Genomic DNA, 25,032 nt, shown 5'->3' on the forward strand with positions numbered 1-25,032 from the left:
GACCCTAGGCGACGGCAAGAGAGAACATGAGCAACCAACTGATTCTGGCCCTGTCCAAGGGCCGTATCCTCGAAGAGACCCTGCCGCTGCTGGCGGATGCGGGCATCACGCCGGCGGACGATTTCGGCAAGAGCCGCAAGCTGCTGTTCGATACCAATCTGCCGGACGTCAAGCTGGTGGTTATCCGCGCGGTGGATGTGCCGACCTACGTGCAGCTGGGCGCGGCCGATCTTGGCGTCGCCGGCAAGGACGTTCTGCTGGAGCATGGTGCCGAGGGGCTCTACGAGCCGCTCGATTTGGGGATTTCACGCTGCCGCTTGATGACGGCGGGCATCGTGGGTGCGCAACCGGCGCATGCCAAGCGGCGAGTCGCGACCAAGTTCGTCAATGTGGCGCGCCGCTATTACGCGGAGCAGGGCATCCAGGCCGAGGTGATCAAGCTCTACGGGGCGATGGAACTGGCGCCGCTGATGAACCTGGCGGACGAAATCGTCGATATCGTGGATACCGGCAATACCCTGCGGGCCAACGGCATGGAACCGCGTGAGCTGATCGAGAACATCAGCACGCGACTGGTGGTCAACAAGGCGTCGATGACGATGAAGCACGAGCGGCTGAGGCCGCTGATCGAGCGCCTGCGTCAAGCCGTGGCAACGCGTCTTCCAGCCGCCTGAGACACCGATCCGTCAAGCGTGAATGGCGTGCCGGTCGGTGGACGGCGATCGGCCGAACGTAGAGAGAATGCAAAGATGAGCCAAACGACTACCATTGCCCGCCTCACCACGCGGGATACCGATTTCGATACGCGTCTCGATTCACTGCTGGCCTGGGAAGGTGTCTCCGACCATGAGGTCGGGGAGCGGGTCGCCGAGATCATCGCCGCCGTTCGCCAGCGCGGTGACGACGCCGTGATCGAGTACACCAACCGCTTCGACCGTCTGTCCGCTACCGACATGGCCGAGCTGGTGATCGGCCCGGCACGTCTCGAGGCGGCATTCGAGGGCGTGCCGGCGGAACAGCGCGAGGCGCTGCGGCATGCCGCCGAGCGCATCCGGCTCTATCACGAGCGCCAGAAGCCGGAATCCTGGCAGTACAGCGAGCCGGATGGCACCGTGCTGGGCCAGAAGGTGACGCCGCTCGATCGGGTCGGTATCTACGTACCCGGCGGCAAGGCCGCCTATCCCTCGTCGGTACTGATGAATGCCGTGCCGGCGCACGTGGCCGGTGTGCGCGAAATCATCATGGTCGTGCCGACGCCGGATGGCATCGTCAACGAACTGGTGCTGGCTGCGGCGCATCTTGCCGGGGTCGACCGGGTATTCACGCTGGGCGGTGCCCAGGCCGTGGCGGCGCTGGCTCATGGCACTCGGAGCGTTCCTCGGGTCGACAAGATCGTCGGGCCGGGCAATATCTATGTGGCGACGGCCAAGCGCGCGGTATTCGGGCAGGTAGGCATCGACATGATCGCCGGTCCCTCCGAGATCCTGGTCGTTTCCGATGGCGGGACCGATCCCGACTGGCTGGCTATGGACCTGTTTTCCCAGGCCGAACATGATGAAGACGCGCAGGTGATTCTCGTCACCTGGGATGCCGAACATCTCGAAGCAGTTCAGGCGTCCATAGAGCGGCTGCTGCCGACCATGGAGCGCGAGGCGATCATCCGTGAATCGCTGGCGCGGCGCGGTGCGCTGGTGCTATGCGACGGCCCCGAACAGGCGGTCGAGCTGATCAACCGGATCGCTCCCGAGCACCTGGAGCTTTCCGTGGAGGCGCCGCAGGAGATGGCAGCGAAGGTGCGCCATGCCGGCGCCATCTTCATGGGGCGCTACACCGCGGAAGTGCTCGGCGACTACTGCGCCGGCCCCAATCACGTACTGCCGACCTCCGGCACGGCACGCTTCTCGTCGCCACTGGGTGTCTACGATTTCCAGAAGCGATCTTCACTGATTCAGTGCTCCCCGGACGGGGCCGATACGCTGGGCCGGACCGCCTCCGTGCTGGCGCGAGGGGAGTCGCTGACGGCTCATGCGCGCTCGGCGGAGAATCGCCTGAAGCGCTGAGCAGTCACCGTTCGGATCTGTTCGATCGCCGCCCCTTGCCGGGGCGGCGATGTCGTTTCTGGCCTATGACGCTATGGAGAGGTGCTTTCCGTGTCGGCGTCGTGCCCTTCCGTGTTTGCACCGGGCGCATCAGAAGCCGAGTCGTCGGCGTCCGCGGGCGCGCTGGCTTTTTGGGCGGCGTTGCTGCCGGGTTCGACGGGTTGCGGACGCTCGCCGACGGTCAGGGTGACCTCTCGCTTTTCGCCGCCCCGGACGATGGTCAGCGGGAGCTGAGTGCCAGGCGGGATTTCGGCGATATCGACCTGGGTCTCCCTCGGGTCGAGAATCGGTTTGCCATCGATCGCCAGCAGGATGTCGCCGGGGCGTAGTCCCGCCTCGTCCCCGGGGCCGCCGGGCACCACATTGGCGATGATGACGCCGCTCAGCGTCTTGAGGCCGAACGAGGCGGCGAGGTCCGGGGTCATCTGCTGTGCGTCGATGCCCAGCCAGCCGCGGATGACGCGACCGTGGGTCACGATGTCGTCGAGGATGCTGCGCGCCAGATTGGCCGGAATCGCGAAGCCGATGCCCTGCGAGCCGCCGGAGCGGGAAAAGATCGCCGTGTTGATACCGATCAGGGAGCCGTTGGCATCCACCAGCGCGCCGCCGGAATTGCCCGGGTTGATGGCGGCGTCGGTCTGGATGAAATCTTCATAACGGCTCAGGCCGAGGTGATCGCGCCCGGTGGCGCTGATGATGCCCATGGTCACGGTCTGGCCGACGCCAAAAGGATTGCCGATGGCCAGCGTGACGTCACCGATGGCGATGTCTTCAGAGTTGCTCAGTTGAATGACCGGCAGGTTTTCCATGTCGATCTTGAGTACGGCCAGGTCGCTGTCCGGATCGGTCCCGATGACCCGAGCAATGGCTTCGCGCCCGTCTCGCAGCGCGACCTGGATCTGGTCGGCGTCGTTGATGACGTGGTTGTTGGTCAGGATGTAGCCTTCTTCGCTGACTACCACGCCGGAGCCGAGGCTCGACAGCATGCGCTGGCGCTGCGGCATGTTCTTGCCATAGAACTGGCGGAAGAAGGGGTCCGACATCAATGGGTGTTGGTTGGTGTCGACGACGCGCGACGAGTAGACGTTGACGACCGCGGGGGCGGCGCGATTGACGGCCCTGGCGTAGCTGACCGGGCCTTCGTGACGATCCAGTGCCGGCGCGTCGACGACATCGGGTGGCGGCCGGTCGGCGTTCTGCGAGCCGGTCGTGGTGGCGATGCCAGTTGGCCGGGAGGTCTCGTCGGGTGTGTCTCGTCCCAGCAGTGATGGAAACGCGTAGAGCAAGACGACGGCAAGCAGAATGCCGCAAAGGGCGGGCCACAGATAGGCGGCTAGGTGGCGGCGCATGTGCTGAGTCCTTAGACTGAAAACCCGGGTGGTCTCGTTAAATCCGTATTGCCGCGTCATCGAGTCGGTATGTCATCCTCGTGACTTGATGATGCCGCAAGGCGGTTTATCGAAGCCTCGTCGACTGCGGCAAGCGATCGGATACGCAATCACATCAGGCTCGTCGATCGAGAGGAGACGAGAGAGAAACGACGTCCGTCATGACATCTCGCAACGTGGACGAGGCCATGGCGACAAGTGACATAAGTGTAACATTCACCAAGGCTTTCCGCTGGGAGACAGTATGATTTCGCGGCAGACGCTACAGGCGGCTATCGATACGGAGCTGCGTACCGACGCGTTCAAGGATTACACGGTCAATGGGTTGCAGGTAGAGGGACGGGAGTCGATCGGTCGGGTTCTGACCGGAGTGACGGCCTGCCAGGCGCTGTTGGACGAGGCCGTCGCGTGGGGAGCCGATGCCGTACTGGTGCACCACGGGTATTTCTGGAAGAACGAGTCGGTCAGCGTGACGGGGATGAAGCGCCGCCGTTTCGCCACCTTATTGAGCAACGATCTCAACCTGCTGGCTTATCATCTACCGCTGGATGCACACCTCACGCTGGGCAATAACGCCTGCCTGGGGCGGCGGTTGGGCTTCGAGGTGGAACGCTGTCTCGATGGCGAGCTCGGGCAGGGGCTGCTGTGGATGGGTAAGCCCGACACCGAACTGGATAGCCGGGCGCTTGCGGCTCGCATCGAACAGGCGCTGGGCCGCACGCCTCTATTGATCGAAGGGCATTCCGGTACCATCCGAAACGTGGCCTGGTGTACCGGCGGTGCGCAGGACATGCTGCCACTGGCGGCCGAGGCGGGAGCGGACGTTTTCATTTCCGGCGAGGTTTCCGAACGTACCACGCACATGGCGCGCGAAATGGGTATTACCTACCTTGCGGCGGGGCATCATGCCACCGAACGAGACGGAATCCAGGCTTTGGGCGAGTGGTTGAAAGGCCGCTTCGATATCGAGCACCGTTTCGTGGATATCGACAATCCCGCGTGAAGGGAGAAGGCCGGCGTGAAGGGGGAAGGATAGGAGGGGAAGAATATAAAATGAAGGATAGATGGGGCGGCCCGTCGGGAGTCGGTTTCGACTGCCGACGGGGTGAAGGAGGTCAATAGCGAGGCGGTTGGGGAGCGCTGTCCTGCTGCTCGGCCGTCTTGCGCTGACGAACGCCATAATCCTCGGCTAGCGTACCGCCCTTGCCGTCGGCATAGTCGCGCGGAACCTGCGGCGCATCGACGTCTTCGCTTTCTTCCTGAGCGCCGTGCAGCCGGCGTTTCAGCTTGAGGTCATCGACCAGTTTGTCCGCGCCATGGATCAGATGCTGCTCGAGATCGTGGCTCTGGCGCTGAATGCTGGAAGCCAGATCGGCCACCTTGGCAAAATGATCGTTCAAGGCATCCTTGACCTGATTGAGTTCCAGTTCGGTCTCGGCCAAGCGTTGGCGCACTTTCTGATTGCGGGCCACGTTGGCGTTCAGCAGATGGTAACAAAGGGCGCCGATACCGATGCCCGCCAGGAAGCAGGCGATTGCCAGAATCCAGTCGATATTGCTTTCGTTCACAATGCGCTCCTCGTCGTCGTGCCGGGCACGACCTTTCTCATAGACCGTTCTTAAGGTCGGTGCGGGGTCATTATATCGACTCGCTCGGCTACCGGGTCAAACCTTCCTTGTCTGACTGCCACTGTCAAGACTTTCGTCGGAGGTTATAATGCCGCCACCTGTTTCGACCGAGGCCACGATACCGCCATGAGTTCTCCCCAGTCTGCGACGTCAAATTCGAACGCCATGACGCCGATGTCACGCTACCGCGCCGATCTGGAGCGTGATGACTTCAGCTACGACGCCGCGCAGGAGAATGCCGTCGAACATCTGCAGCGTCTGTATGACGATCTCCAGCGGGCCCCGGCTCCCAGGCCGTCCGCCGCTGTCTCCGGGGAGTCGAAGCTTTCGAAGGTGGCGGGGCTGTTCGGCAAGCGCAAGGCATCGGAGCCCCAGGCACCCGAGAAGCCGCAGGTGATGGGGCTCTACTTCTGGGGTGGTGTCGGCCGCGGCAAGACCTACCTGGTCGATGTGTTCTATGAATCGTTGCCGTTCGATCGCAAGATGCGCACGCACTTCAACCGGTTCATGCAGCGCGTGCATCGCGAGCTCGAGGTGCACAAGGGTGAAAAGAACCCGCTGACCCGGATCGCGGCCAAGTTCGCCGGAGAGGCGCGCGTGATCTGCTTCGACGAGTTCTACGTCAAGGACATCACCGATGCGATGATCCTGGGCAATCTCATGGAGGCGCTGTTCGCGCAGGGCGTCGTGCTGGTGGCGACTTCGAACATCGTGCCTGACGATCTCTACAAGGACGGCCTGCAGCGGAGCCGGTTTCTTCCGGCAATCGATCTGCTCAAGCGCCACTGCGAGGTGGTCAATGTCGATTCCGGCGTGGACTATCGCCTGCGGGCGCTCGAGCAGGTCGAGATATTCCATTCCCCGCTCGATGCCGATGCCGAAAAGCAGCTGGCGAAGAGCTTCCGCTCGGTGGCCGGCAGCGAGGGGCAGCGCGATGAGACGCTGACGGTCAACCATCGCGAGCTGAAAGCGCGCCGTCGCCATGAGGGCGTCATCTGGTTCGATTTCAAGATGCTCTGCGACGGACCGCGCAGCCAGAACGATTACATCGAGCTGTCGCGGGAGTTTCATACCGTGCTGGTGTCGGATGTGCCGTGCATGGGCGGGAGCAACGACGATCAGGCGCGGCGCTTCATCAGCATGGTCGATGAATTCTACGATCGCGCGGTCAAGCTGCTGCTCTCCGCGGAGACCGAGGTCGAGTCGCTCTACACGGGGGGCAACCTCAGTTTCGAATTCGAGCGTACGCTGTCGCGCCTTCAGGAAATGCAGTCGCGGGACTATCTGGCGCTGGCGCACAAGCCCTGAGAGAGATGTTTACAAAATGCCTGCGCTCGACAATACGGCGTTGAAATCGGTCTCAAAATACTCATTTAGCCCTTGTAAACTCCGCTTTTTCGGCCGATTTCGCCTTGTCTTGTCTTCGCTCGCCGAATTTGTAAACACCCTCTGAAGGCAGGGCATGACGGGGTGGCGCGAGACAGGCTCGTCTACCTCTTTCGCCGCCCAGAGGGCTCGTGTACAATGCGCGCTCTTCGATCCGTTGCCGTCCGAATGGAAGCTGCTCTGCAGCCTTCGGTGGACGAGCAACCCAAGAAAAATAGGGATGGCCGAGAAGCATCCGCTTCGACGCCCAAATACGCTTATTTGGTGAAACACTCATGAAGACGTTCAGTGCCAAGCCGCATACCGTGCAGCGCGATTGGTATGTCGTTGATGCATCGGGCAAGACGCTCGGTCGTCTGGCGACAGAAATCGCTCGCCGCCTGCGTGGCAAACACAAGCCGGAATACACCCCGCACGTCGATACCGGCGATTACATTGTCGTCATCAACGCCGAGAAGGTGCATGTGACCGGTAACAAGGCGCAAGCCAAGAACTACTACCGTCACACTGGTTACCCGGGCGGTCTGCGTACCATGTCGTTCGAGAAGCTGATCGACCATGCGCCGGAGCGAATCATCGAAGGCGCCGTCAAGGGCATGCTGCCCAAAGGTCCGCTGGGTCGTGCCATGCACGCCAAGCTCAAGGTGTATGCCGGTACCGAGCATCCGCACGCCGCGCAGCAGCCGCAAGAACTGAACATCTGAGGGTAACCGTCATGGCACAACAGTATTACGGCACCGGGCGTCGCAAGACTTCTACCGCTCGTGTGTTTCTCAAGCCGGGCACCGGCAAGATCACCATCAATGATCGCGAGCTGGGCGAGTTCTTCGGCCGCGTCACCGCGCAGATGGTCGTGCGTCAGCCGCTGGAGCTGACCGAGACTACCGGCCAGTTTGACGTCTACGTCACGGTCAAGGGTGGTGGTGGTTCCGCTCAGGCCGGCGCGATTCGTCACGGCATCACGCGTGCGCTGATGGAATACAACGAAGAGCTGCGTCGTCCGCTGCGTGCGGCTGGCTACGTGACCCGCGATGCTCGTGAAGTCGAGCGTAAGAAAGTGGGTCTGCGCAAGGCACGTCGTCGTCCGCAGTTCTCCAAGCGCTGATCCTGCAGGATCGCCTCTGCGCTCAACGCCCGACTTATTCAGTCGGGCGTTTTGCTGTTGGTACGTGGTTATTGGTGCGTGGCTATTGGCACGTGACACGTATGCATTCGAGCTTCCTGTGGTCGGCGAGGCGCCCGGCCGGGTTGCCCGTCGTGGTATCATGGTCGTTGAATTAATGCGAGGAAAGTCTCATGGGTGTAGTGGCCAAGCGATCGTCGATGATCTTTTACTCCGGTAGTGAGGATCATTTCAGCCATCGCGTCAGAATCGTGCTGGCGGAAAAGGGCGTGGCTGTCGATATCCTGGACGTCTCGGCCGACGAGCATAACGCTGAACTGGCGGATCTGAATCCCTACAACAGCGTGCCTACGCTGCTGGATCGTGATCTGGTGCTCTACGAGTCCAAGGTCATGATGGAATATCTCGATGAGCGTTTCCCGCATCCGCCGCTGTTGCCGGTCTACCCGGTGGCGCGTGCGCAGAGCCGTCTGTGGATGCATCGCATCGAGCGTGAATGGTGTCCGCTGGTAGAGCAGATCCAGCAAGGTTCCAAGAAGGACGCCGAAAAGGCGCGCAAGGAATTGCGTGAAAGCCTGACCGGGATCTCGCCCATCTTCGAAGACATGCCGTTTTTCATGAGCGAAGAGTTCACCCTGGTGGATTGCTGCATCGCACCGATCCTGTGGCGTCTGCCGGCACTGGGCGTCGAGTTGCCGGAAAAGCAGGTCGCTCCGTTGATGAGCTACATGGAGCGGGTCTTCGCGCGTGATGCTTTCAAGGTGGCGCTATCCGAATCCGAACGTGAGATGCGTAGCTGAACGGCGCCTGTCGTAAGCTGCCTGAAGGAGATGACATGCTGACTAGCCGTCCCTATCTGGCAAGAGCTCTTTATGAGTGGTTGCTGGATAACGAGCAAACACCGTATATCGTGGTCGATGCCGGGAAGCCCAACGTCAAGGTGCCGCAACAATTCGTGCAGAATGGTCAGATCGTGCTGAACATCGCACCGGCGGCCGTGCGCGATTTGATGATCGACAATGCGGCGGTCACTTTCGGGGCGCGCTTCAGCGGTCAGCCGATGCAGGTCGTCGTGCCGATGGATGCCTTGATCGCTATCTACGCTCGCGAAAATGGTGTGGGTATGGTCTTCGGCCAGGAGCCGGTCATGCCGAGCTTCTCGGATGGAGAAGAGGAAGCGGAGAGGGAAGACGAGGGGCGTCCGTCGCTGGAAAGCGTCGAGAACCGTTCGGACAGCACCTCTTCGAAGCCATCCGAATCTGCCGACGAGGAGAGCGGTGGCGAAGCGCCAAGCCGGCCGGAGAAGGGCAAGCCGTCGTTGCGTATCGTCAAGTAAGCTGCCGTTTGCGGTTGTCGCTGTGCCTGTTTTCATGCCAGTGACGGACCGGGATCACAAAAAGCCGCTGCCGAATCGAATTCGGCAGCGGCTTTTTTGTCACGGGTCGAGACCCGCCGAATGATTAGTTGAGGTATTCGAATACCTTGACGATGCGCTGGACGCCGCCCACGCCGGAGGCGGCGGCGGTTGCCTGGCTGGCTTGCTGTTGCGTGACGAGCCCCATCAGGTAGACCGTGCCATTTTCGGTAATGACGCGAATCAGGTTGGCGTCCAGGTCCTCGTTGGCGACCAGGTTGGCCTTGATGCGCCCGGTGATCCAGGTGTCGGTCATGCGCTGACTGACCGGTGTGTTGGCCGATACCATCAGCTCGTTATGGACCTGCCGAACGCTGCGCACGTTACGGGCGATTTCCGTGGCGCGCTGCTTGAGCTCGTCGCTGGGCACCTGCCCGGTCAGCAGAACATTGCTGTTGTAGCTATCGACATTGACGTGGGCGTCGCCGTAACGAGCGTCCGCGGCATTGAGGGCGTCGAAGATCTTGCTCTGGATGCTGCTGTCTTCGACCTTGGCGCCAGGCGTACGCTCGGCATAGTTCTCTGGCTGGCTTCCGGTGGCGCATCCGCCAAGCGTCAGCAGGCCGATCAGACAGGAGGAAGCGATCAGTGTCTTCTTCATGGGTCTCACTCGTTGCTGCCAAATAGCTGTTGGTCGATCAGATCACACAAGCAGTGAATGACCAAGAGATGAACTTCCTGGATTCGTGCGGTGGAGGTTGCCGGGACGCGAATTTCGCAATCTTCCTGGCCCAGTAGCGAGGCCATGTCTCCACCGTCGCGCCCCGTCAGGGCAACGACGCTCATTTCCCGATCGTGCGCTGCCTGGATGGCCTGGACCACGTTGGCCGAATTGCCACTGGTCGAAATCGCCAGCAGGATGTCACCTGGCTGGCCCAGCGCCCGGATCTGCTTCGAGAAAACATCATTATAGCTGTAATCGTTGGCGATCGAGGTCAGGGTCGAGGTGTCGGTCGTCAGGGCCAGTGCCGGCAGGCTCGGGCGCTCACGCTCGAAGCGGTTGAGCAGCTCGGAGGAGAAGTGCTGGCTGTCGCCAGCGCTTCCCCCATTTCCGCAGGCCAGAATCTTGCCTTCGCTGACCAGACACTGAACCATCATCTGGCTGGCGACTTCGATGAAAGGCGGCAAGACTTCACTGGCGTAGGTCTTGGTGTCGATGCTGGCGTTGAACAGGTCGAGTATGCGTGTCTGAAAATCCATGGGCTGCCTATTAGGGCCTGGGTCAATATGCGTCGAAGGCGGAGCGAATCCAGTCGAATTCGAGCAGGGGAGGGCTTCCGGTCACGCCCACGACGTCGAAGCGGCAGGGGCATGATAGCTGTTGCGCATGAAGATAAAAACGCGCGGCCTTGATGATGCGCCGCTGCTTGGCTGGCGTGATCGTCTCGAGCGGGCTGCCGTAGTCGCTGCGCTGGCGGTGACGTACCTCCACGAACACGAGATGCTCGCCGTCGCGCATCACCAGATCGATTTCGCCACCCTTGGCGTGCTGGTTGCTGGCAACCAGCGTCAAACCCTGTGTCGCGAGCCAGCGGGCAGCAGCCTGCTCGATCTGCTGCCCGAGTTGACGCCGGCTGACGGGCGCCGCCCGGTTCGCGGGCGTCGGCCGATCAGTTGGCGCTGGCATCGTCGGTGTCCAGTGTGAATCCGTTGAGATCGCTGCCGGATGCGTTTCGTGGCGCTTGCTGCGATACGCTGCCAGCGTCGCCGCCGGGATCCGAGGGTGAGCTGGCTGGTGCGGCTACCGGTGCCATCAATAGCGGTTGTGGCGTGCCGGACTGGAACAGCGCCCAGGGCAGGGTGCGCTGGATGCGGCCGTCGTCGCGCGCCTGCAACGTACCGGTGGCGCCGAAGATCTGCGTGTTCGGTAATGCCTGGATCAGCGGCAGGCGGCGGGCGAGCTCATAGGCGTCGACACCCATGGCGTTGAGCTTGAGCAAGCCGGGGTCGCTGTCTTGCTGCGATAGTCGGCGGAAGGTGGAAACGAAAGGCAGGGCGTCGACACCGCCGACGGCCGCGTCCGGAATCATCCACGGAATGTCCAGGAACTGCACGCCGTTCAGGTCATGATCGGCGCGCGGCTGTGGCGTGCCCTCATAGAGGTGAGAGGTGGCGTAGACAGGTAGATCGCCAGCGTAATAGAACTCCAGTGTCGGTGGTACCTGGCGGGCGTAGCTGGGCAGTGCGAGCAGGAACAGCATGTCCATGCTCGAGGGGTCGCTGTCGAGCAGATTGCGCACCGCCGTGGCAACGGATCCCGACGGATCGTAACTGACCACCGAATCGACGTTGCCCCCTTCGGTCTCCCACGCGTTGCGGAACGCGGCCAGAATGCGCGAGCCCCACTCGTTATCCGGCACCATGATGCCGGCCCGGCGGTGGCCGTCGAGATACGCGCGATGGGCGACCTGGCGTGCCTCGTCTTCCGCTGACAGGCCGTACTGGAACAGGTTGGTCGCCTGGTTGTGCGCATGCTGTCCATAGTTCAGCGCGAGCGTGGGCAGAGGCACGCTACCGTGGGTTTCCAGCTCGCTGACCTTGTCCTTGTCGAGCGGGCCGATCACCGCCTGGGCGCCGCTCATCGTCGCCTGGGCATAGAGGGCATCGAGATTCTGCTGGCTGGAGTCGATGAAGGTCAGTCGAGGGGTGCGTTCTCCCTGACTTTCGGCATCGCTGGCGCGGGCTTCGAGGCCCTGGCGGATGGCCGAAGCGATATTGGCCAGCGGGCCGCTGTCGGGCAGGAATACGGCGATCTGGTCGACTTCATTGCCTTCGAGCTGGCGTAACGCCGACAGATCCTGCGGCAGTCGTCGATTGGCCGGGTGGTTCGGATAGCGGCTACGCCACTGATCCAGACGATCGAACAGGTTGGAGATATCACCGCTGCTGGTACGGTAAAGGCGGGCAAGATCCACCCAGCCCTGAGTGACCGGGTCGCTATCCGTCGCAGCCAGGGCATCCAGCGCGGTGGGGCTGAGACCCGACAGCGGCTTCCAGATGTCGTCGTTCAGCTCGTAAGGAGCGTTGTCGCGCTGCAGGCCGATCAGCAGGCGGGCCGCCGCCTCCGGTTCGCCGATCATGCTCAGGGCAAGACCGCGGCGATAGCGCAACGTCTGCCGATCACCGGTCGAGAGCTCGCTCGTGCTATCGAGAATATCGGTGGCGCGAATCACGCTCTGACCATCTTCCTCGGCTAGCGCGCTGTCGGACAGCACCATGGCCCAGCGGATTCGCTGGGTGCTGTCGAGCTGGGTGCTGTCGATCTGGCTGGCGATCTGGAGTGCCTGCGCCGTGTCGCCCTGGCGTGCTAGGATATCCGCCGCCTCGAGGCGGGAAGCGGCAGCCTGTTGTCCGCTCTGGGCATTGGCCTGCTGGAGTAGCTCCTGGGCGCTCGGGCCGCTGATGTCCTGCATCATGCTCTGGCCTGCACAGCCTGCCAGCGTCAGAGTTGCCACCAGTGGCAGGAGGAGTCGCCGCAGCGCGTTATGCATAGTGTCTTTCCCTTTACTTGTTGAGAGGTCTTGCGCCCGGGACACCCGTCATCGATGAAGCCACTATCGATAAATCGTAGCCCGAAGCATTGACCCTTACCCGTTCCGCTGAAGGCGTCTATCGATCGATGGCCTGTGGTCGTCCATCGCGGCCTTGCGGAGGCTTCCTTGCCGAAACTGAGCATCGAGTCTGCCAGTGGCGGTCGTCGATGTGAATGCATGTCAATCCGGATGGTACCGAATGAGCGAGACAAAGGAAGGCGTATTGTACGTGGTCGCTACGCCGATTGGGAATCTTGAGGACCTGAGCGCCCGGGCGGGCCGGGTTCTCTCGGAGGTCGATGCGATCGCGGCCGAGGATACGCGGCATACGCAGCGTCTGCTTCGGCATCTGGGTATCGAGCGGCCGCTGGTCTCGTTGCACGAACACAATGAGGCGGCACGGGTCGAGCAGCTTCGTCGACGGCTGGCCGATGGGGCGCAACTGGCGCTGGTCAGCGATGCCGGAACGCCATTGATCTCCGATCCGGGATTCGTCTTGGTGCGAGAGCTGCGTCGGGCCGGGTGCCGTGTGGTACCGATCCCGGGCCCTTGCGCACTGATCGCGGCGCTGAGCGCCGCCGGATTGCCGACGGATCGCTTCACCTTCGAGGGATTTCTGCCGGCCAAGTCCGGTCCGCGGCGGAAGCAACTGGAGGCGGGCGCATCGCGGGAAGAAACGCGGGTGTTCTACGAATCGCCGCACCGGATTCGCGATCTGCTGGCGGATCTCGCCGCCGTGGTCGGCGAGCGCCAGGTGGTGCTGGCACGGGAGCTGACCAAGACCTTCGAGACACTGCTCGACGGTTCCGCGGCCGAACTGCTGAGCATCATGGACGAAGATCCCGATCAGGCGAGGGGAGAGTTCGTGGTCATGCTGGCCGGCGCGCCGCCCCGGGAGGAAGCTGCCGATGATGCCGAGGGCGAAGCGCTGCTCCGCGCGATGCTGGCCGAAGGGGTAGCGGTCAAGAACGCGGCGGCGGTCGTCGTGCGCCTTCTGGGCGGGCGTCGCAAGCACTGGTATCAGATGGCACTAGAATTGAAGTCTGACGTCTAGGTCGATACCCGGGATTCCTGGATGTTGTGAAGGTCTCTTTTGAAGATCTCTTGTAAAGATCTCTTGTAAAGATGTCTTTAGCCCTTGTCATGGGCTGCAAGTGTCGGCATTACGCGACGTTTTCGTGCCGATGGCAACGGCTTTCGCTCAACGCGGCAATGCTGTCTTGAGAGGGTCACGGGGGGCTGCTATTCTTGCGCGCTTGGGAGTCGGCCAGACAGTCGCCGCCGGCATTGCCGGGGGAGGAAAGTCCGGGCTCCATAGGGCAAGGTGCCAGGTAACGCCTGGGCGGCGCAAGCCGACGGCTAGTGCAGCAGAGAGTAGACCGCCTAAGCAGCGATTCGCTGCCGGTAAGGGTGAAAGGGTGCGGTAAGAGCGCACCGCGCGCCTGGTAACAGTGCGTGGCACGGTAAACCCCACCTGGAGCAAGACCAAATAGGGATCCTTTGGCGCGGCCCGCGCTGGATCCGGGTAGGTTGCTTGAGAAACGTGGCGACGCGTTTCCTAGATGAATGACTGTCTTAGACAGAACCCGGCTTATCGGCCGGCTCCCTCTTCGATTTCCGCCGTTCGATACCGAGATCTTCATGCAGCACCGCGACAACGCTCCAGAAGCACCCCAAGGCGGTGCGGCGAATCGCGCCGATTTTCGCCATACCAGCGTGCTGCTCGACGGAGCCGTGGATGCGTTGGTGCAGTCCCCCACCGGTGTCTATCTCGATGGCACTTTCGGCCGTGGTGGCCACTCTCGAGCGATTCTCTCCCGTCTCGACGAGAGTGGGCGCCTGATCGCGATCGACCGCGATCCTGCCGCGCTGGCGGTTGCCGCCGAGATCGACGACCCGCGGCTGACGGTATGTCGCGGCGTGTTTGGCGAACTGGACCGTCATGCCGAGGCGTGCGGTGTCCATGGCCGTTTGAGCGGCATTCTTCTCGATGTCGGTGTTTCTTCTCCCCAGTTGGACGACCCCGAGCGCGGCTTCAGCTTCCTGCGGGATGGCCCGCTGGACATGCGCATGGACCCGACCTCGGGCATTGGCGCTGCCGAATGGATCGCGCGCACCGACGATCAGGAGATGGCGCGTGTCTTCAAGACCTACGGGGAAGAGCGCTTCGCCAAGCGAATCGCGCGGGCCATCGTCGCGGCGCGTCGCGAGGCCCCGATCGAACGGACCCATCAGCTCGCCGAGATCGTCAAGGCGGCGCATCCTGCCTGGGAAAAGGGCAAGCACCCTGCAACTCGCGTCTTCCAGGCCATTCGCATCCATCTCAATGACGAACTGGGCCAGCTGGAACGCGCCCTGGCCGTCGCGCTGGATGCGCTGGCGCCTGGAGGTCGGCTGGTGGTGATCAGTTTTCATTCGCTGGAAGATCGGCTGGTCAAGCGTTTCATTCGCGATCAGTCTCGCGGGGATACGCATTTGCCCCGTGGCATGCCCATTCGCGAGGATCAACTCGACAAGCGGCTCAAGCCGGTAGGCAAGGCAATGCGTGCCAGCGACAGCGAGGTCGATGCGAACCCCCGTGCGCGCAGTGCGGTCATGCGCATCGCCGAGAAGCTGGGGCCTGCCGTCGAGAAGTCGAGATAAGGAGCAACATGGCCGTTCAAGGACGACGACGCAGCCTGTTGGAGACCGGTGACTGGCCGTTCGCCCGCCGTCCGGGGTTCCGCGGCATACTGCTCGGCATCGTGACCATCGCGGTGCTGGTAACGGCGCTGGCCATCATCAGCACGTCTCATTTGACCCGGGTGCAGTATGCACGGCTGCAAAAGCTGGAGAATCAGCGGGATTCCCTGCAGACGGAGTGGGGGCGCCTGCTGCTCGAGGAGAGTACCTGGTCGTCACCGGCACGTATCGAGTCGCTGGCCAGCAAGCGTTTGAACATGCGCGTACCGAGTGTCGATGAAGTGAAGGTGATTCATCCATGAGTGCGACAAGACGCGCTGCCACGGACAGGCGACGCCGAGCGGACGCCCCGCTGGGGGCGGGGCGCTACTGGTTCATGTTGTTCATCATCCTGGTGGCGCTATCCGCCCTCGTGGGCCGCGTCGTCTATCTCCAGGTAATCGACCGCAGTTTCCTCCAGAACCAGGGCGATGCCCGCACGCTGCGCGTCGAGTCCATCGGGGCGCATCGCGGAATGATCAGCGATCGCAACGGCGACCCCTTGGCGATTTCGACGCCGGTCATCACGCTCTGGGCCAATCCGCAGGAACTGCCCCAGGATCCTATCCAGCAGACGCTGCTGGCGAAGGCGCTCAAGGTGGATCCCGGCCAACTGGCCGATCGCATCTCGCGTTACTCGGATCATGAATTCATGTATCTGCGGCGCCAGCTCACGCCGGCCGCGGCCAAGCCGGTTCTCGATCTGCAGATGCCCGGCGTCTACGCCCGCGACGAATACAAGCGCTACTATCCGGCGGGAGAAGTGGCGGCACAGCTCGTCGGCGTGACCAATGTCGACGACAAGGGGCAGGAAGGGCTCGAGCTCGCCTACAACCGCTATCTCACCGGCCAGCCCGGCAAGCGACGTGTGCTCAAGGACCGCAAAGGGCGGCTGGTTCGGGATCTGCATCTGATCGAGGAAGCCAAGCCGGGCGGTGATCTCTCGCTGTCGATCGATCTGCGCCTGCAGTACATGGCTTATCGCGAACTGGCAGCGGGGGTTCGCAAGAACGACGCCGACGGTGGTTCGCTGGTCATGCTGGATGCGCGGACCGGTGAAGTGCTGGCGATGGCGAACTTGCCATCCTACAACCCCAACAACCGCAGTGATGTCGATGTGCGCGGATTGCGCAACCAGGCGATTACCGACGCCATCGAGCCCGGTTCGGTGATGAAGCCGCTGGCCATGTCGGCAGCCCTGGCTTCCGATCAATTTTCGCCGGAGAGCATCATCGACACCTCGCCGGGCTGGATGGTGGTGGATGGCTACACTATCCGGGACTTCCGCAACTACGGCAAGCTGACGCCGGCGGGAATCCTGCTGCACTCATCGAATATCGGCATGTCTCACATCGCGTTGTCGCTGCCCCAGGATGCCATCTGGAATCGCTATCGCGAACTGGGCCTGGGGCAGTCGCCCGGGACCGGCTTCCCCGGTGAAAACAGCGGCAGCCTGCCCTCCATGATCAATCTGCCGCGTAGCGCCCAGGCGGCCATGGCTTACGGCTACGGCGTCGCCGTGACTCCGCTGCAACTGGCGAGCGCGTATACGGCCATCGCCAACGATGGCAAGCGGTTGTCTCCGTCGCTGCTCAAACTCAATGGCGACCCGGATAGCGAGCAGGTGATGTCGCCGCGTATCGCCCATGAGTTGCTGGCGATGATGGAAAAGATCGTCCAGCCCAACGCGGGTGGACATCTGGCGATGGTGCCGGGCTACCAGATTGCCGGCAAGACCGGCACGGTGCGCAAGGTAACCAGCACGGGCTATCAGGAAGTCGAGTATCGCGGGCTTTTTGCCGGTATTGCCCCGGCTTCCAATCCGCGTATCGTCACGGTGGTGATGATCGACAATCCCAAGAAGGGTGACTACTACGGTGGCCTGGTCGCTGCCCCTGTGTTCAGTCGTGTCGTCGGTAACGCCTTGCGGCTGCTCGACGTGCCTCCCGATGCGCCATCCAGCGCGACGGAACAGGAGTCCAACCCATGAAGATCGATACCGCAAGACTCGCCGACGCGCTGGCCTCGCTCTGGCCCGAGATCGCTCGCCCCGAGCGGTTGACTTCCTGGCTTCCCGCCTCGGTCGATTCGACGCTGTGCCTGGACAGTCGGCAACTGCAGGGGGGCGATCTGTTCCTGGCGGTGCCGGGCGTCAGCGCGGACGGGCGACAATTCATCGCCGATGTGCTTGGAGCCGGTGTCGCGGGCGTGCTGTGCGAGGCCGATGGGCTCGATCCGCAATGGTCGGACGACGAACGAGTCCTTGCACTGCCGGGTTTGACGCGGCAGCTGGCGGCGCTGGGCCGCCGACTGTTCGACGTACCGGCATCGTTGACGGTGATTGGCGTTACCGGGACCAACGGCAAGAGTTCGGTGACTCACTATATCGCCGCGTTGCTGGAGGCGCTCGGTACGCCGGCCGGGGTCATCGGTACGCTGGGTTATGGCCGGCCCGGCGCGGTACGTTCCGCACTGCAGACCACGCCGGGGCCGCTGGCGCTGCAACAGATGCTCGGCGAACTGGCGAGCGAGGGCATCGAAATCGTGGCGATGGAGGTGTCGTCGCATGCACTGGCGCAGGAGCGGCTGGGCGATACCCGAATCGATACCGCGGTCTTCACCAACCTGAGCCGCGATCATCTCGATTATCACGGCAGCATGGCGGCTTACGCGGCGGCGAAAGCCAGGCTGTTCAAGCGCGACGGGCTGAAGCTGGCGGTCGTCAATGGCGACGACCCGCTCGCACGACTGATGCTGGCGGGGTTGCCGGAAGGCGTCCGGGTATTGGCCACCGGTAGCAACGAGGCGACGACCTTGCGGGTCGTCGATTGCGAGGCGCTGCCCGGCGGATTGCGCGCCATCGTCGCGACACCGGAGAACGAGGGCGTTCTCGAATTGCCGCTGATGGGACGTTTCAACCTCGACAATGCGCTGTCGGCGATCGCCACGCTCTACGGGTTGGGCTACTCGCTGGATTCGCTGTGGCAAGCCGCGTCCCGGCTCCAGCCGGTGCCAGGGCGCATGCAGCGGCTGCCGAGAGTGGCCGATGCCGGCGGGCCTGTCGTGGTGGTCGATTACGCCCATACCCCCGATGCACTGGAGAATGCGCTCTCGGCACTGCGCGCACATCTGCCGAGCCGGGAAGGCGGCAAGCTCTGGTGTGTGTTCGGCTGTGGCGGCGATCGCGACAGCGGCAAGCGTCCGTTGATGGCCGCCGTGGCCGAAACGCTCGCCGATCGAATCGTCGTCACCGACGACAACCCGCGCAGCGAAGATCCGAGCCGCATTCGTAACCAGATCGTGGCCGGCCTGTCACCTTCGGCGCAAGCGGCGGCCTGGTCTATCGATGGGCGGCGGCAGGCGATCGAGCGGGTCATCGACGCTGCCGGCGCCGACGACATCGTGCTGATTGCCGGCAAGGGTCACGAGGATTATCAGGAGATCGACGGCGTGCGCCACCCGTTCAGCGATATCGACATCGCGACGGCGCTATGCCAGGTAAAGGGGAAAACCGCATGAGCGAGGTGTTGAGCACCATCGCCGTGCGGCTCGGTGCGCCTTTCGTCGATGCGCCTTGCGAAGGAGCAGATGCTGCGGTCTCGCGAATCGTCACCGATACGCGAGCGCTCCGCCCCGGCGATCTGCTGGTCGCGCTGCGGGGGGAGCGGTTCGATGCCCATGAGTTTCTGGCTCAGGCGCGGGAAAAAGGGGCGGTCGGCGCCGTCGTCGACCATCCGGTATCCGATTCGCTGGCACAGATCGTCGTGCCCGACACGCGTCTGGCGCTGGGTCTGCTGGCTCGCGCGCATCGGCTCGACTGGGACGGACAGCTGATCGCGGTCACCGGCAACAGCGGCAAGACCACGGTCAAGGAGATGCTGGCCTCGATACTGGGCCGGCGGGCGCTGACGCTGGCCACGCGCGGCAATCTGAACAATGACATCGGCGCACCGTTGACGCTGCTCGAGCTTGCCGCCGAGCATCGCTATGCGGCGATCGAACTGGGCGCCAACCATCTGGGGGAAATCGCCTGGACCACGGCGCTGGCCAAGCCGCAGGTGGCGATCATCACCAACGTCACGGGCGCGCATGTCGGCGAGTTCGGCGGCATGGGACAGATTGCCCAGGCCAAGGGGGAAATCCTGGCGGGTCTCTCCAGCGACGGTTGCGCCGTTCTCGATCGGGACGAAGCCTATTTTCCCGTGTGGCGGGCGCTGGCCGGGCGCGCCCGGGTCGTCGACTACGGTCTCGAGGACTACGGTATCAGGGACTACGGTATCAAGGACTACGGTATCGAGGCTGGCGCCAGTGTCACGGCTCGTGATCTGGTCTGCGACCCGGCCGGGCGTTATGCTTTCACGCTTTGCCTGCCGGGCGAGGCGTCGGTACGCGTCGGGCTGTCGCTGATGGGCCGGCACAACGTACGCAATGCGCTGGCGGCGGCGTCGGCCACGCATGCGCTGGGTTTCGGCGCGGCGGAGATCGCGGCCGGGCTCGAAGCCTGCCGCAGCATGGCGGGTCGAATGCAGGTGGTCGACGGCATTCGCGGCAGTTGCGTGATCGACGATACCTACAATGCCAACCCCGGCGCGATGCGAGCGGCGCTGGAGGCGTTGTCGTCGCTGCCGTCGCCGCGCTGGTGTTTCCTCGGCGCGATGGGGGAACTGGGCGAAGATAGCGAGCGCCTGCACGCCGAGGTCGGCCGTTCGGCCCGCGACCTCGGACTCGATTTTCTGGGCACGTATGGTGAACCCGCGCGTGCCGCATCCGAGGCCTTCGGTGACGAAGGCCATCATTTCGATGACTGGGCAGCGCTCGAGCGCTTTGCCCAGGATCAGCTTCCTTCCCGGGCCAGCGTGCTGGTCAAGGGATCGCGCAGCGCCGGCATGGAACGACTCGTCGCCGCACTGCGTGATGATGCCTCAAGGTGAATCCGACTCATGCTGCTTTTTCTGGCTGAACTGTTGACCCATTTCCAAAGTGCTTTCAACGTATTCGGGTATCTGACCCTGCGCATGATCCTGGGAACGCTGACCGCGCTGTTTCTGAGCCTGTGGATGGGGCCGCAGATGATTCGTCGTCTGGTTGAGCGCCAGATCGGCCAGGCCGTGCGCGACGACGGCCCCCAGTCGCACCTGTCCAAGGCGGGTACGCCGACCATGGGCGGTGCCATGATCCTGATCTCCATCGCCGTCAGCACGCTGCTCTGGGGCGACCTGACCAATCACTACGTCTGGGTGGTGCTGGCCGTCACGCTGGGGTTCGGCGCCATCGGCTGGGTCGACGACTTCCGCAAGGTAGTGGAAAAGAATCCTCGCGGGCTGCCGGCGCGCTGGAAATATTTCTGGCAGTCGGTGATCGGCCTCGGTGCCTCGCTGGTTCTCTATTTCACCGCGGCGAGCCCGGTCGAGACCAGCCTGATCGTGCCGCTGTTCAAGGACGTGGTGATTCCGCTGGGCCTGTTCTACATCGTGCTGAGCTATCTGGTCATCGTCGGCAGCTCCAACGCGGTCAATCTTACGGACGGCCTCGATGGCCTGGCGATCATGCCGACTGTGCTCGTCGCCATGGGGCTGGCGGTCTTCGCCTATGCCAGCGGCAACGCCGTTTTCGCCGAGTACCTGCATATTCCCGAGGTGCCGGGCGCCGGCGAACTGGCGGTATTCTGCGGCACCATCGCCGGCGCGGGGCTCGGATTCCTCTGGTTCAATACCTATCCCGCTCAGGTCTTCATGGGGGACGTGGGGGCACTAGCGCTCGGCGCGGCGCTGGGTATCGTCGCGGTCATCGTTCGCCAGGAGATTGTGCTGTTCATCATGGGCGGCGTCTTCGTCATGGAAACGGTGTCCGTCATTCTCCAGGTCGGCTCCTACAAGCTGACCGGGCGTCGCATCTTCCGCATGGCGCCCCTGCATCACCACTTCGAGCTCAAGGGCTGGCCGGAGCCGAGAGTGATCGTGCGCTTCTGGATCGTTACCGTCATGCTGGTCCTGCTGGGCCTGGCGACCTTGAAGCTGCGTTGATGCCATGAGCGATTCCGTGCATTCCACCCCTTCAATGCATCGTCCACAGGAGCCTCATCGTCGAGACGGGGCTCCGTGGCTGGTCGTCGGGCTGGGGATTTCCGGCCGCGCGATCGCCCGCTTTCTGCAGCACCGGGGGGAGCGCTTCGTGGTGGCCGATACCCGCACCGCTCCGCCGGGGATCGAGGCCTTCCGCAAGGCGTTCCCGACGGTCGAGATCCATCTGGGCGGTCTCGAGGCGCTGGATCTGCAGGCGTTCGCCGAGATCGTCGTCAGTCCCGGCGTGGATCTGCAGAAGTCCGGGCTGGCCGCGGTGAGGGATCGCGTCATCGGCGAGATCGCGCTGTTCGCACGCCACTGCAAGGCGCCGATAGTCGCCATTACCGGGTCGAACGCCAAGTCCACGGTGACTACGCTGGTCGGCGACATGGCGCGGCAGGCTGGCAGGCGGGTCGCCGTGGGAGGCAACTTGGGCGACGCTGCGCTCGATCTGCTGATCGATCAACCCGATGCCGAACTGTTCGTGCTGGAGCTGTCGAGTTTCCAGCTGGAGACGCTCGAGGGGCTGGGCGCGGTGTGCGCCGCCTTTCTCAACCTGTCCGTCGATCACCTTGATCGGCATGGCGACATGGCCGGCTACCGGCAAGCCAAGTCGCGAATCTTCGACAAGGCCAGGCACGTCTTGGTCAATGCCGAAGACGAGGCGACCTGGCCGGAGGATGCGTCGATACCCTGCGAGCGCTTCACGACGAAGGCCCCCGCGGACGGGATGTGGGGCATATCGCCTCTCGAGTCGGGCGAGTGGTTGTGCCACGGCGAGCGGCCGTTGATGCCGGTCAGCGAGCTGCGGCTGGCGGGGCGTCACAATCAGGCCAATGCACTGGCCGCGATGGCGATCGGGCATGTTATCGGGCTGCCGCTGGCGGTCATGCGTCAGGTACTGGGGTACTTTGCCGGGCTGCCGCATCGCGGCGAGATAGTTGCCGAGCGCGGCGGCGTTCGCTGGATCAACGATTCCAAAGGCACTAACGTGGGCGCGACGCTGGCGGCCATCGCCGGTCTGGGCGAGACCTTGGCCGGAAAGCTGATCTGGCTGGGGGGCGGCGTCGGCAAGGGGGCGGATTTCACGCCGCTGGCCGCGCCGCTGGCTCGACACGCCCGAGAGGCGATCGTCTTCGGCCAGGATGCACCGCAGCTGGTGGCGGCATTGACGCCACAGGTGGCGACCCATCGCGTCGATACCCTGGTCGAAGCCATGCAGCGGGCGGCCTCGATTGCCGAGGCAGGAGACTGCGTGCTGCTGTCGCCGGCCTGCGCCAGTCTCGATCAATTTCCCAATTATCTGGCGCGTGGCGAGGCGTTCCGCGCCTTTCTTGATCAAGGACCGCTCGAACCAGGGCAGGAAGCCGCATGCTGAAGGCGATGTTGAAGACCTCGCAGGAGCGACTGACCACGCGGCATCAGGCGTTCGATGGCTGGCTGCTGCTGGCGACGCTTTCGTTGATGTTGATCGGCTGGGTGATGGTGACTTCCGCTTCCACCGAAATCGCTGCAAGCCTGACCGGCAACCCTTACTACTTCAGCATCCGACATGGCATTTTCGTGCTCGCATCGATCGGGGTGGGGCTGTTTGCCGTGCGTTTGCCATTGGACTGGTGGCGTCAGAAAGGTCCGATGATGTTGATCGTGGCGTTGCTGCTACTGTTCGTGGTCCTGGTCGTCGGTCGCGAGATCAACGGTAGCCGGCGCTGGATTCCGCTCGGCATCATCAATATCCAGGCCTCGGAAGTCGCCAAGCTGTGCCTGATCGTCTACATCGCAGGCTATCTGGAGCGTTACCTGCCCGAGGTGCGCCGAAGCTGGGGCGCCTTCATGCGCCCGCTGGCGGTGATGGCGCTGATCGGCTTTCTGCTGATCCTCGAACCCGACTACGGTGCCGTCGTGGTGTTGACCGGCTGCGTCATGGGGATGCTGCTGCTGTCGGGGGCGCCGCTGTGGCGGTTCCTGCTGATCCTGGTCGTCGTCGGGTCGGGCGCGGTCATGCTGGCGGTGGCGGAACCCTATCGCCTGCAGCGTATCACCAGTTTCGCCAACCCCTGGGCGGACCAGTACAACACCGGTTACCAGCTGACCCAGGCGCTGATCGCCTTCGGTCGCGGCCACTGGTTCGGCCTGGGGCTGGGTAACAGTGTCCAGAAGCTGTTCTATCTGCCCGAGGCGCATACCGACTTCGTGTTCGCCGTGCTGGCCGAGGAGCTGGGGCTGTTCGGTGCTGTGGGCGTGATCCTGCTGTTCGCGCTGCTGGTGTTCCGTGCCTTTCGCATCGGGCGCAAGGCGGAGCTTGCCGGCATTCCGTTCGCGGCCTACCTCTGCTACGGCATCGCGCTCGTCATTGGTGCGCAGGCATTCATCAACATCTCGGTCAGTTCCGGCATGCTGCCGACCAAGGGGTTGACGCTACCCCTTCTGAGTTACGGCGGCTCGAGTCTCATCATCAGCGGGATCATGATGGCGATTCTGTTCCGCGTCGATGTGGAGATCAGGCGACTGCAGCGGCGGCCGAAGCCCGCGAAGGAAAGCGGCGAGGCCAAGCCCACGAGCGAAGCGGTGGAACCGACTTTATGAGCGAACTGAAACGTGTACTGATCATGGCTGGCGGTACGGGCGGGCATGTCGTCCCGGCGCTATCGCTGGCCAAGGCGCTGATCGAGCGCGGCGTGGCGGTGGAGTGGCTGGGGAGTCCGAGGGGAATCGAAAACCGCCTCGTTCCCGAGGCCGGCATCGCGCTGAACCGAATCGACGTGTCCGGCCTGCGGGGCAATGGGCTGGCTGGCTGGCTGTCGATCCCGTGGCGACTGACGCGAGCCATCCGGCAGTCGAGTCAGGTGATCCGGCGCTTCGACCCACAACTGGTGGTCGGTCTGGGCGGGTTTGCCAGCGGTCCCGGCGGGCTGGCGGCACGCCTGGCCGGCAAGCCGCTAATCGTTCATGAGCAGAACGCCATTGCCGGTTTGACCAATCGGTCGCTGGCGCGTCTGGCGACCAGAGTCTACGCCGCGTTCCCCGGTGCTTTCCCCGACGGAAAGGCCGAGGTGGTCGGCAATCCGGTGCGTGCGGATATCGCCGCACTGGGCGAGCATCCTAGAACGGCGGAGCAGATGAACGATCGCGCCCTGCGCTTGCTGGTGCTCGGGGGGTCGCTGGGCGCGCAGTCGCTCAATCAGAAGCTGCCGGTCGCGCTGTCGGCGCTGGACGCCTCGAGCCGTCCGCAGGTTCGCCATCAGGCCGGCCGCGACAAGGACGAGGTCACGCGGGAAGGCTATCGCTCGGCGGGTGTCGAGGCGGAGGTCAGCGCTTTCATCGATGACATGGCTGCCGCCTACGACTGGGCAGATATCATCGTGTGCCGGGCCGGCGCGCTCACCATTGCCGAGCTCTCGGCGGCAGCCAAGCCTTCCTTGCTGGTGCCTTTCCCCCACGCGGTGGATGACCATCAGACACATAATGCGCGTCATCTGGTCGAGGCCGGCGGCGCGCAATTGATACAGCAGGCCGAGCTCACCCCTGAACGTTTGCAGGCGGCGCTCGAGTCACTTTTGCAGCCGGACGTGCTGGCGCGTATGGCGAGCCAGGCACGCCGGGTGGCTCACCTCGATGCCGTCGAACGTCTTGTCGACGGCTGCATGGAGATCGGTTTTGAGCGATAGCATTCAGACG

Annotated in this window: 24 protein-coding genes and 1 other RNA gene; 19 read left to right on the forward strand and 6 right to left on the reverse strand. The window is 63.4% G+C overall.

What is annotated here, in order from left to right; genetic code table 11:
- Positions 1-26: 26 nt before the first annotated feature.
- A complete protein-coding gene (gene hisG, locus R5R73_RS07725; protein WP_087717929.1) occupies positions 27-674 on the forward strand; it encodes an ATP phosphoribosyltransferase in 648 nt (215 codons plus the stop codon).
- Between the two features lie 75 nt (positions 675-749).
- Complete coding sequence (gene hisD, locus R5R73_RS07730; RefSeq protein WP_322529348.1) at positions 750-2,060, forward strand: histidinol dehydrogenase; 1,311 nt, start codon at positions 750-752, stop codon at positions 2,058-2,060.
- 71 nt (positions 2,061-2,131) lie between these two features.
- Here hisD and R5R73_RS07735 read toward each other — a convergent pair whose 3' ends face one another.
- The gene (locus R5R73_RS07735) at positions 2,132-3,448 is read right to left on the reverse strand and encodes a Do family serine endopeptidase (RefSeq protein ID WP_322529349.1); all 1,317 of its coding nucleotides are present in this window, start codon (positions 3,446-3,448) and stop codon (positions 2,132-2,134) included.
- 283 nt (positions 3,449-3,731) lie between these two features.
- On the opposite strand from R5R73_RS07735, the gene R5R73_RS07740 reads away from it, so the two are divergent.
- Entirely contained in the window at positions 3,732-4,490 is a 759-nt protein-coding gene (locus R5R73_RS07740; RefSeq protein WP_322529350.1) for a Nif3-like dinuclear metal center hexameric protein, read from the forward strand.
- 112 nt (positions 4,491-4,602) lie between these two features.
- On the opposite strand, the gene R5R73_RS07745 is transcribed toward R5R73_RS07740, so the two are convergent.
- Positions 4,603-5,055, reverse strand: coding sequence for a YhcB family protein (locus R5R73_RS07745; RefSeq protein WP_322529351.1), 453 nt, complete (start codon positions 5,053-5,055; stop codon positions 4,603-4,605).
- Between the two features lie 186 nt (positions 5,056-5,241).
- On the opposite strand from R5R73_RS07745, the gene zapE reads away from it, so the two are divergent.
- The 5 genes from zapE (at position 5,242) to R5R73_RS07770 (ending at position 8,960) form a co-directional block, all read left to right on the forward strand.
- Positions 5,242-6,423: a cell division protein ZapE gene (zapE, locus tag R5R73_RS07750; RefSeq protein WP_322529352.1), complete on the forward strand. Its 1,182-nt coding sequence runs from the start codon at positions 5,242-5,244 to the stop codon at positions 6,421-6,423.
- A gap of 353 nt (positions 6,424-6,776) precedes the next feature.
- On the forward strand, positions 6,777-7,205 hold the full coding sequence (gene rplM, locus R5R73_RS07755) for a 50S ribosomal protein L13 (protein WP_071232883.1): 429 nt from the start codon (positions 6,777-6,779) through the stop codon (positions 7,203-7,205).
- Positions 7,206-7,216: 11 nt separating this feature from the next.
- Positions 7,217-7,606 carry a 30S ribosomal protein S9 gene (gene rpsI / locus R5R73_RS07760; RefSeq protein ID WP_071232882.1) on the forward strand — a complete coding sequence of 130 codons (390 nt, stop codon included), beginning with the start codon at positions 7,217-7,219 and terminating at the stop codon, positions 7,604-7,606.
- A gap of 191 nt (positions 7,607-7,797) precedes the next feature.
- Positions 7,798-8,424, forward strand: coding sequence for a glutathione S-transferase N-terminal domain-containing protein (locus R5R73_RS07765; protein WP_071232881.1), 627 nt, complete (start codon positions 7,798-7,800; stop codon positions 8,422-8,424).
- Positions 8,425-8,459: 35 nt separating this feature from the next.
- Positions 8,460-8,960, forward strand: a complete 501-nt coding sequence (locus tag R5R73_RS07770; protein WP_071232880.1) for a ClpXP protease specificity-enhancing factor — start codon at positions 8,460-8,462, stop codon at positions 8,958-8,960.
- Between the two features lie 124 nt (positions 8,961-9,084).
- Here R5R73_RS07770 and R5R73_RS07775 read toward each other — a convergent pair whose 3' ends face one another.
- The 4 genes from R5R73_RS07775 to R5R73_RS07790 are packed head-to-tail and all read right to left on the reverse strand — an operon-like array spanning position 9,085 to position 12,529.
- Positions 9,085-9,639 (reverse strand): BON domain-containing protein, encoded by a 555-nt coding sequence (locus tag R5R73_RS07775; protein ID WP_071232879.1) that lies wholly within the window; start codon positions 9,637-9,639, stop codon positions 9,085-9,087.
- A gap of 5 nt (positions 9,640-9,644) precedes the next feature.
- Positions 9,645-10,238, reverse strand: a complete 594-nt coding sequence (locus tag R5R73_RS07780) for a phosphoheptose isomerase (protein WP_071232878.1) — start codon at positions 10,236-10,238, stop codon at positions 9,645-9,647.
- Between the two features lie 22 nt (positions 10,239-10,260).
- Positions 10,261-10,665, reverse strand: a complete 405-nt coding sequence (locus R5R73_RS07785) for a YraN family protein (protein WP_322529353.1) — start codon at positions 10,663-10,665, stop codon at positions 10,261-10,263.
- Positions 10,649-12,529 carry a penicillin-binding protein activator gene (locus tag R5R73_RS07790; RefSeq protein WP_322529354.1) on the reverse strand — a complete coding sequence of 627 codons (1,881 nt, stop codon included), beginning with the start codon at positions 12,527-12,529 and terminating at the stop codon, positions 10,649-10,651. The genes R5R73_RS07785 and R5R73_RS07790 overlap by 17 nt, the downstream gene beginning before the upstream one ends.
- A gap of 241 nt (positions 12,530-12,770) precedes the next feature.
- On the opposite strand from R5R73_RS07790, the gene rsmI reads away from it, so the two are divergent.
- The 11 genes from rsmI to murG all read left to right on the forward strand — a co-directional run bounded on the left by rsmI (position 12,771) and on the right by murG (position 25,022).
- The gene (rsmI, locus tag R5R73_RS07795; RefSeq protein ID WP_322529355.1) at positions 12,771-13,625 is read left to right on the forward strand and encodes a 16S rRNA (cytidine(1402)-2'-O)-methyltransferase; all 855 of its coding nucleotides are present in this window, start codon (positions 12,771-12,773) and stop codon (positions 13,623-13,625) included.
- Positions 13,626-13,830: 205 nt separating this feature from the next.
- Positions 13,831-14,181: RNase P RNA component class A (gene rnpB / locus R5R73_RS07800), an RNA gene on the forward strand.
- A gap of 31 nt (positions 14,182-14,212) precedes the next feature.
- Positions 14,213-15,214 carry a 16S rRNA (cytosine(1402)-N(4))-methyltransferase RsmH gene (gene rsmH, locus R5R73_RS07805; protein WP_276232411.1) on the forward strand — a complete coding sequence of 334 codons (1,002 nt, stop codon included), beginning with the start codon at positions 14,213-14,215 and terminating at the stop codon, positions 15,212-15,214.
- A gap of 8 nt (positions 15,215-15,222) precedes the next feature.
- Complete coding sequence (gene ftsL / locus R5R73_RS07810) at positions 15,223-15,555, forward strand: cell division protein FtsL (protein ID WP_322529356.1); 333 nt, start codon at positions 15,223-15,225, stop codon at positions 15,553-15,555.
- Positions 15,552-17,282: a penicillin-binding protein 2 gene (locus R5R73_RS07815; RefSeq protein ID WP_322529357.1), complete on the forward strand. Its 1,731-nt coding sequence runs from the start codon at positions 15,552-15,554 to the stop codon at positions 17,280-17,282. Before ftsL ends, R5R73_RS07815 begins: the two co-directional genes overlap by 4 nt.
- Positions 17,279-18,811: a UDP-N-acetylmuramoyl-L-alanyl-D-glutamate--2,6-diaminopimelate ligase gene (locus R5R73_RS07820; protein ID WP_322529358.1), complete on the forward strand. Its 1,533-nt coding sequence runs from the start codon at positions 17,279-17,281 to the stop codon at positions 18,809-18,811. Before R5R73_RS07815 ends, R5R73_RS07820 begins: the two co-directional genes overlap by 4 nt.
- Positions 18,808-20,223, forward strand: a complete 1,416-nt coding sequence (locus R5R73_RS07825) for a UDP-N-acetylmuramoyl-tripeptide--D-alanyl-D-alanine ligase (protein ID WP_322529359.1) — start codon at positions 18,808-18,810, stop codon at positions 20,221-20,223. Before R5R73_RS07820 ends, R5R73_RS07825 begins: the two co-directional genes overlap by 4 nt.
- A gap of 9 nt (positions 20,224-20,232) precedes the next feature.
- Positions 20,233-21,315: a phospho-N-acetylmuramoyl-pentapeptide-transferase gene (gene mraY / locus R5R73_RS07830; RefSeq protein ID WP_322529360.1), complete on the forward strand. Its 1,083-nt coding sequence runs from the start codon at positions 20,233-20,235 to the stop codon at positions 21,313-21,315.
- A gap of 34 nt (positions 21,316-21,349) precedes the next feature.
- Positions 21,350-22,732 carry a UDP-N-acetylmuramoyl-L-alanine--D-glutamate ligase gene (gene murD, locus R5R73_RS07835; RefSeq protein WP_322529573.1) on the forward strand — a complete coding sequence of 461 codons (1,383 nt, stop codon included), beginning with the start codon at positions 21,350-21,352 and terminating at the stop codon, positions 22,730-22,732.
- The gene (ftsW, locus tag R5R73_RS07840; RefSeq protein ID WP_256961044.1) at positions 22,726-23,940 is read left to right on the forward strand and encodes a putative lipid II flippase FtsW; all 1,215 of its coding nucleotides are present in this window, start codon (positions 22,726-22,728) and stop codon (positions 23,938-23,940) included. Before murD ends, ftsW begins: the two co-directional genes overlap by 7 nt.
- Positions 23,937-25,022 (forward strand): undecaprenyldiphospho-muramoylpentapeptide beta-N-acetylglucosaminyltransferase, encoded by a 1,086-nt coding sequence (gene murG / locus R5R73_RS07845; protein WP_322529361.1) that lies wholly within the window; start codon positions 23,937-23,939, stop codon positions 25,020-25,022. Before ftsW ends, murG begins: the two co-directional genes overlap by 4 nt.
- The last annotated feature ends 10 nt before the right edge of the window (positions 25,023-25,032 follow it).

This window comes from Salinicola sp. LHM (genome assembly GCF_034479735.1).
Lineage (GTDB): Bacteria > Pseudomonadota > Gammaproteobacteria > Pseudomonadales > Halomonadaceae > Salinicola > Salinicola salarius.

Coding starts and splice junctions, on each gene's coding strand:
- hisD (WP_322529348.1), top strand. CDS start 750: ATGAGCCAAACGACTACCATTGCCCGCCTCACCACGCGGGATACCGAT.
- rsmI (WP_322529355.1), top strand. CDS start 12,771: ATGAGCGAGACAAAGGAAGGCGTATTGTACGTGGTCGCTACGCCGATT.
- R5R73_RS07735 (WP_322529349.1), bottom strand. CDS start 3,448: ATGCGCCGCCACCTAGCCGCCTATCTGTGGCCCGCCCTTTGCGGCATT.
- R5R73_RS07820 (WP_322529358.1), top strand. CDS start 17,279: ATGAAGATCGATACCGCAAGACTCGCCGACGCGCTGGCCTCGCTCTGG.
- mraY (WP_322529360.1), top strand. CDS start 20,233: ATGCTGCTTTTTCTGGCTGAACTGTTGACCCATTTCCAAAGTGCTTTC.
- R5R73_RS07790 (WP_322529354.1), bottom strand. CDS start 12,529: ATGCATAACGCGCTGCGGCGACTCCTCCTGCCACTGGTGGCAACTCTG.
- R5R73_RS07775 (WP_071232879.1), bottom strand. CDS start 9,639: ATGAAGAAGACACTGATCGCTTCCTCCTGTCTGATCGGCCTGCTGACG.
- ftsW (WP_256961044.1), top strand. CDS start 22,726: ATGCTGAAGGCGATGTTGAAGACCTCGCAGGAGCGACTGACCACGCGG.
- murD (WP_322529573.1), top strand. CDS start 21,350: ATGCATCGTCCACAGGAGCCTCATCGTCGAGACGGGGCTCCGTGGCTG.
- rpsI (WP_071232882.1), top strand. CDS start 7,217: ATGGCACAACAGTATTACGGCACCGGGCGTCGCAAGACTTCTACCGCT.
- R5R73_RS07740 (WP_322529350.1), top strand. CDS start 3,732: ATGATTTCGCGGCAGACGCTACAGGCGGCTATCGATACGGAGCTGCGT.
- zapE (WP_322529352.1), top strand. CDS start 5,242: ATGAGTTCTCCCCAGTCTGCGACGTCAAATTCGAACGCCATGACGCCG.
- hisG (WP_087717929.1), top strand. CDS start 27: ATGAGCAACCAACTGATTCTGGCCCTGTCCAAGGGCCGTATCCTCGAA.
- rplM (WP_071232883.1), top strand. CDS start 6,777: ATGAAGACGTTCAGTGCCAAGCCGCATACCGTGCAGCGCGATTGGTAT.
- ftsL (WP_322529356.1), top strand. CDS start 15,223: ATGGCCGTTCAAGGACGACGACGCAGCCTGTTGGAGACCGGTGACTGG.
- R5R73_RS07770 (WP_071232880.1), top strand. CDS start 8,460: ATGCTGACTAGCCGTCCCTATCTGGCAAGAGCTCTTTATGAGTGGTTG.
- R5R73_RS07815 (WP_322529357.1), top strand. CDS start 15,552: ATGAGTGCGACAAGACGCGCTGCCACGGACAGGCGACGCCGAGCGGAC.
- R5R73_RS07780 (WP_071232878.1), bottom strand. CDS start 10,238: ATGGATTTTCAGACACGCATACTCGACCTGTTCAACGCCAGCATCGAC.
- rsmH (WP_276232411.1), top strand. CDS start 14,213: ATGCAGCACCGCGACAACGCTCCAGAAGCACCCCAAGGCGGTGCGGCG.
- R5R73_RS07785 (WP_322529353.1), bottom strand. CDS start 10,665: ATGCCAGCGCCAACTGATCGGCCGACGCCCGCGAACCGGGCGGCGCCC.
- murG (WP_322529361.1), top strand. CDS start 23,937: ATGAGCGAACTGAAACGTGTACTGATCATGGCTGGCGGTACGGGCGGG.
- R5R73_RS07765 (WP_071232881.1), top strand. CDS start 7,798: ATGGGTGTAGTGGCCAAGCGATCGTCGATGATCTTTTACTCCGGTAGT.
- R5R73_RS07825 (WP_322529359.1), top strand. CDS start 18,808: ATGAGCGAGGTGTTGAGCACCATCGCCGTGCGGCTCGGTGCGCCTTTC.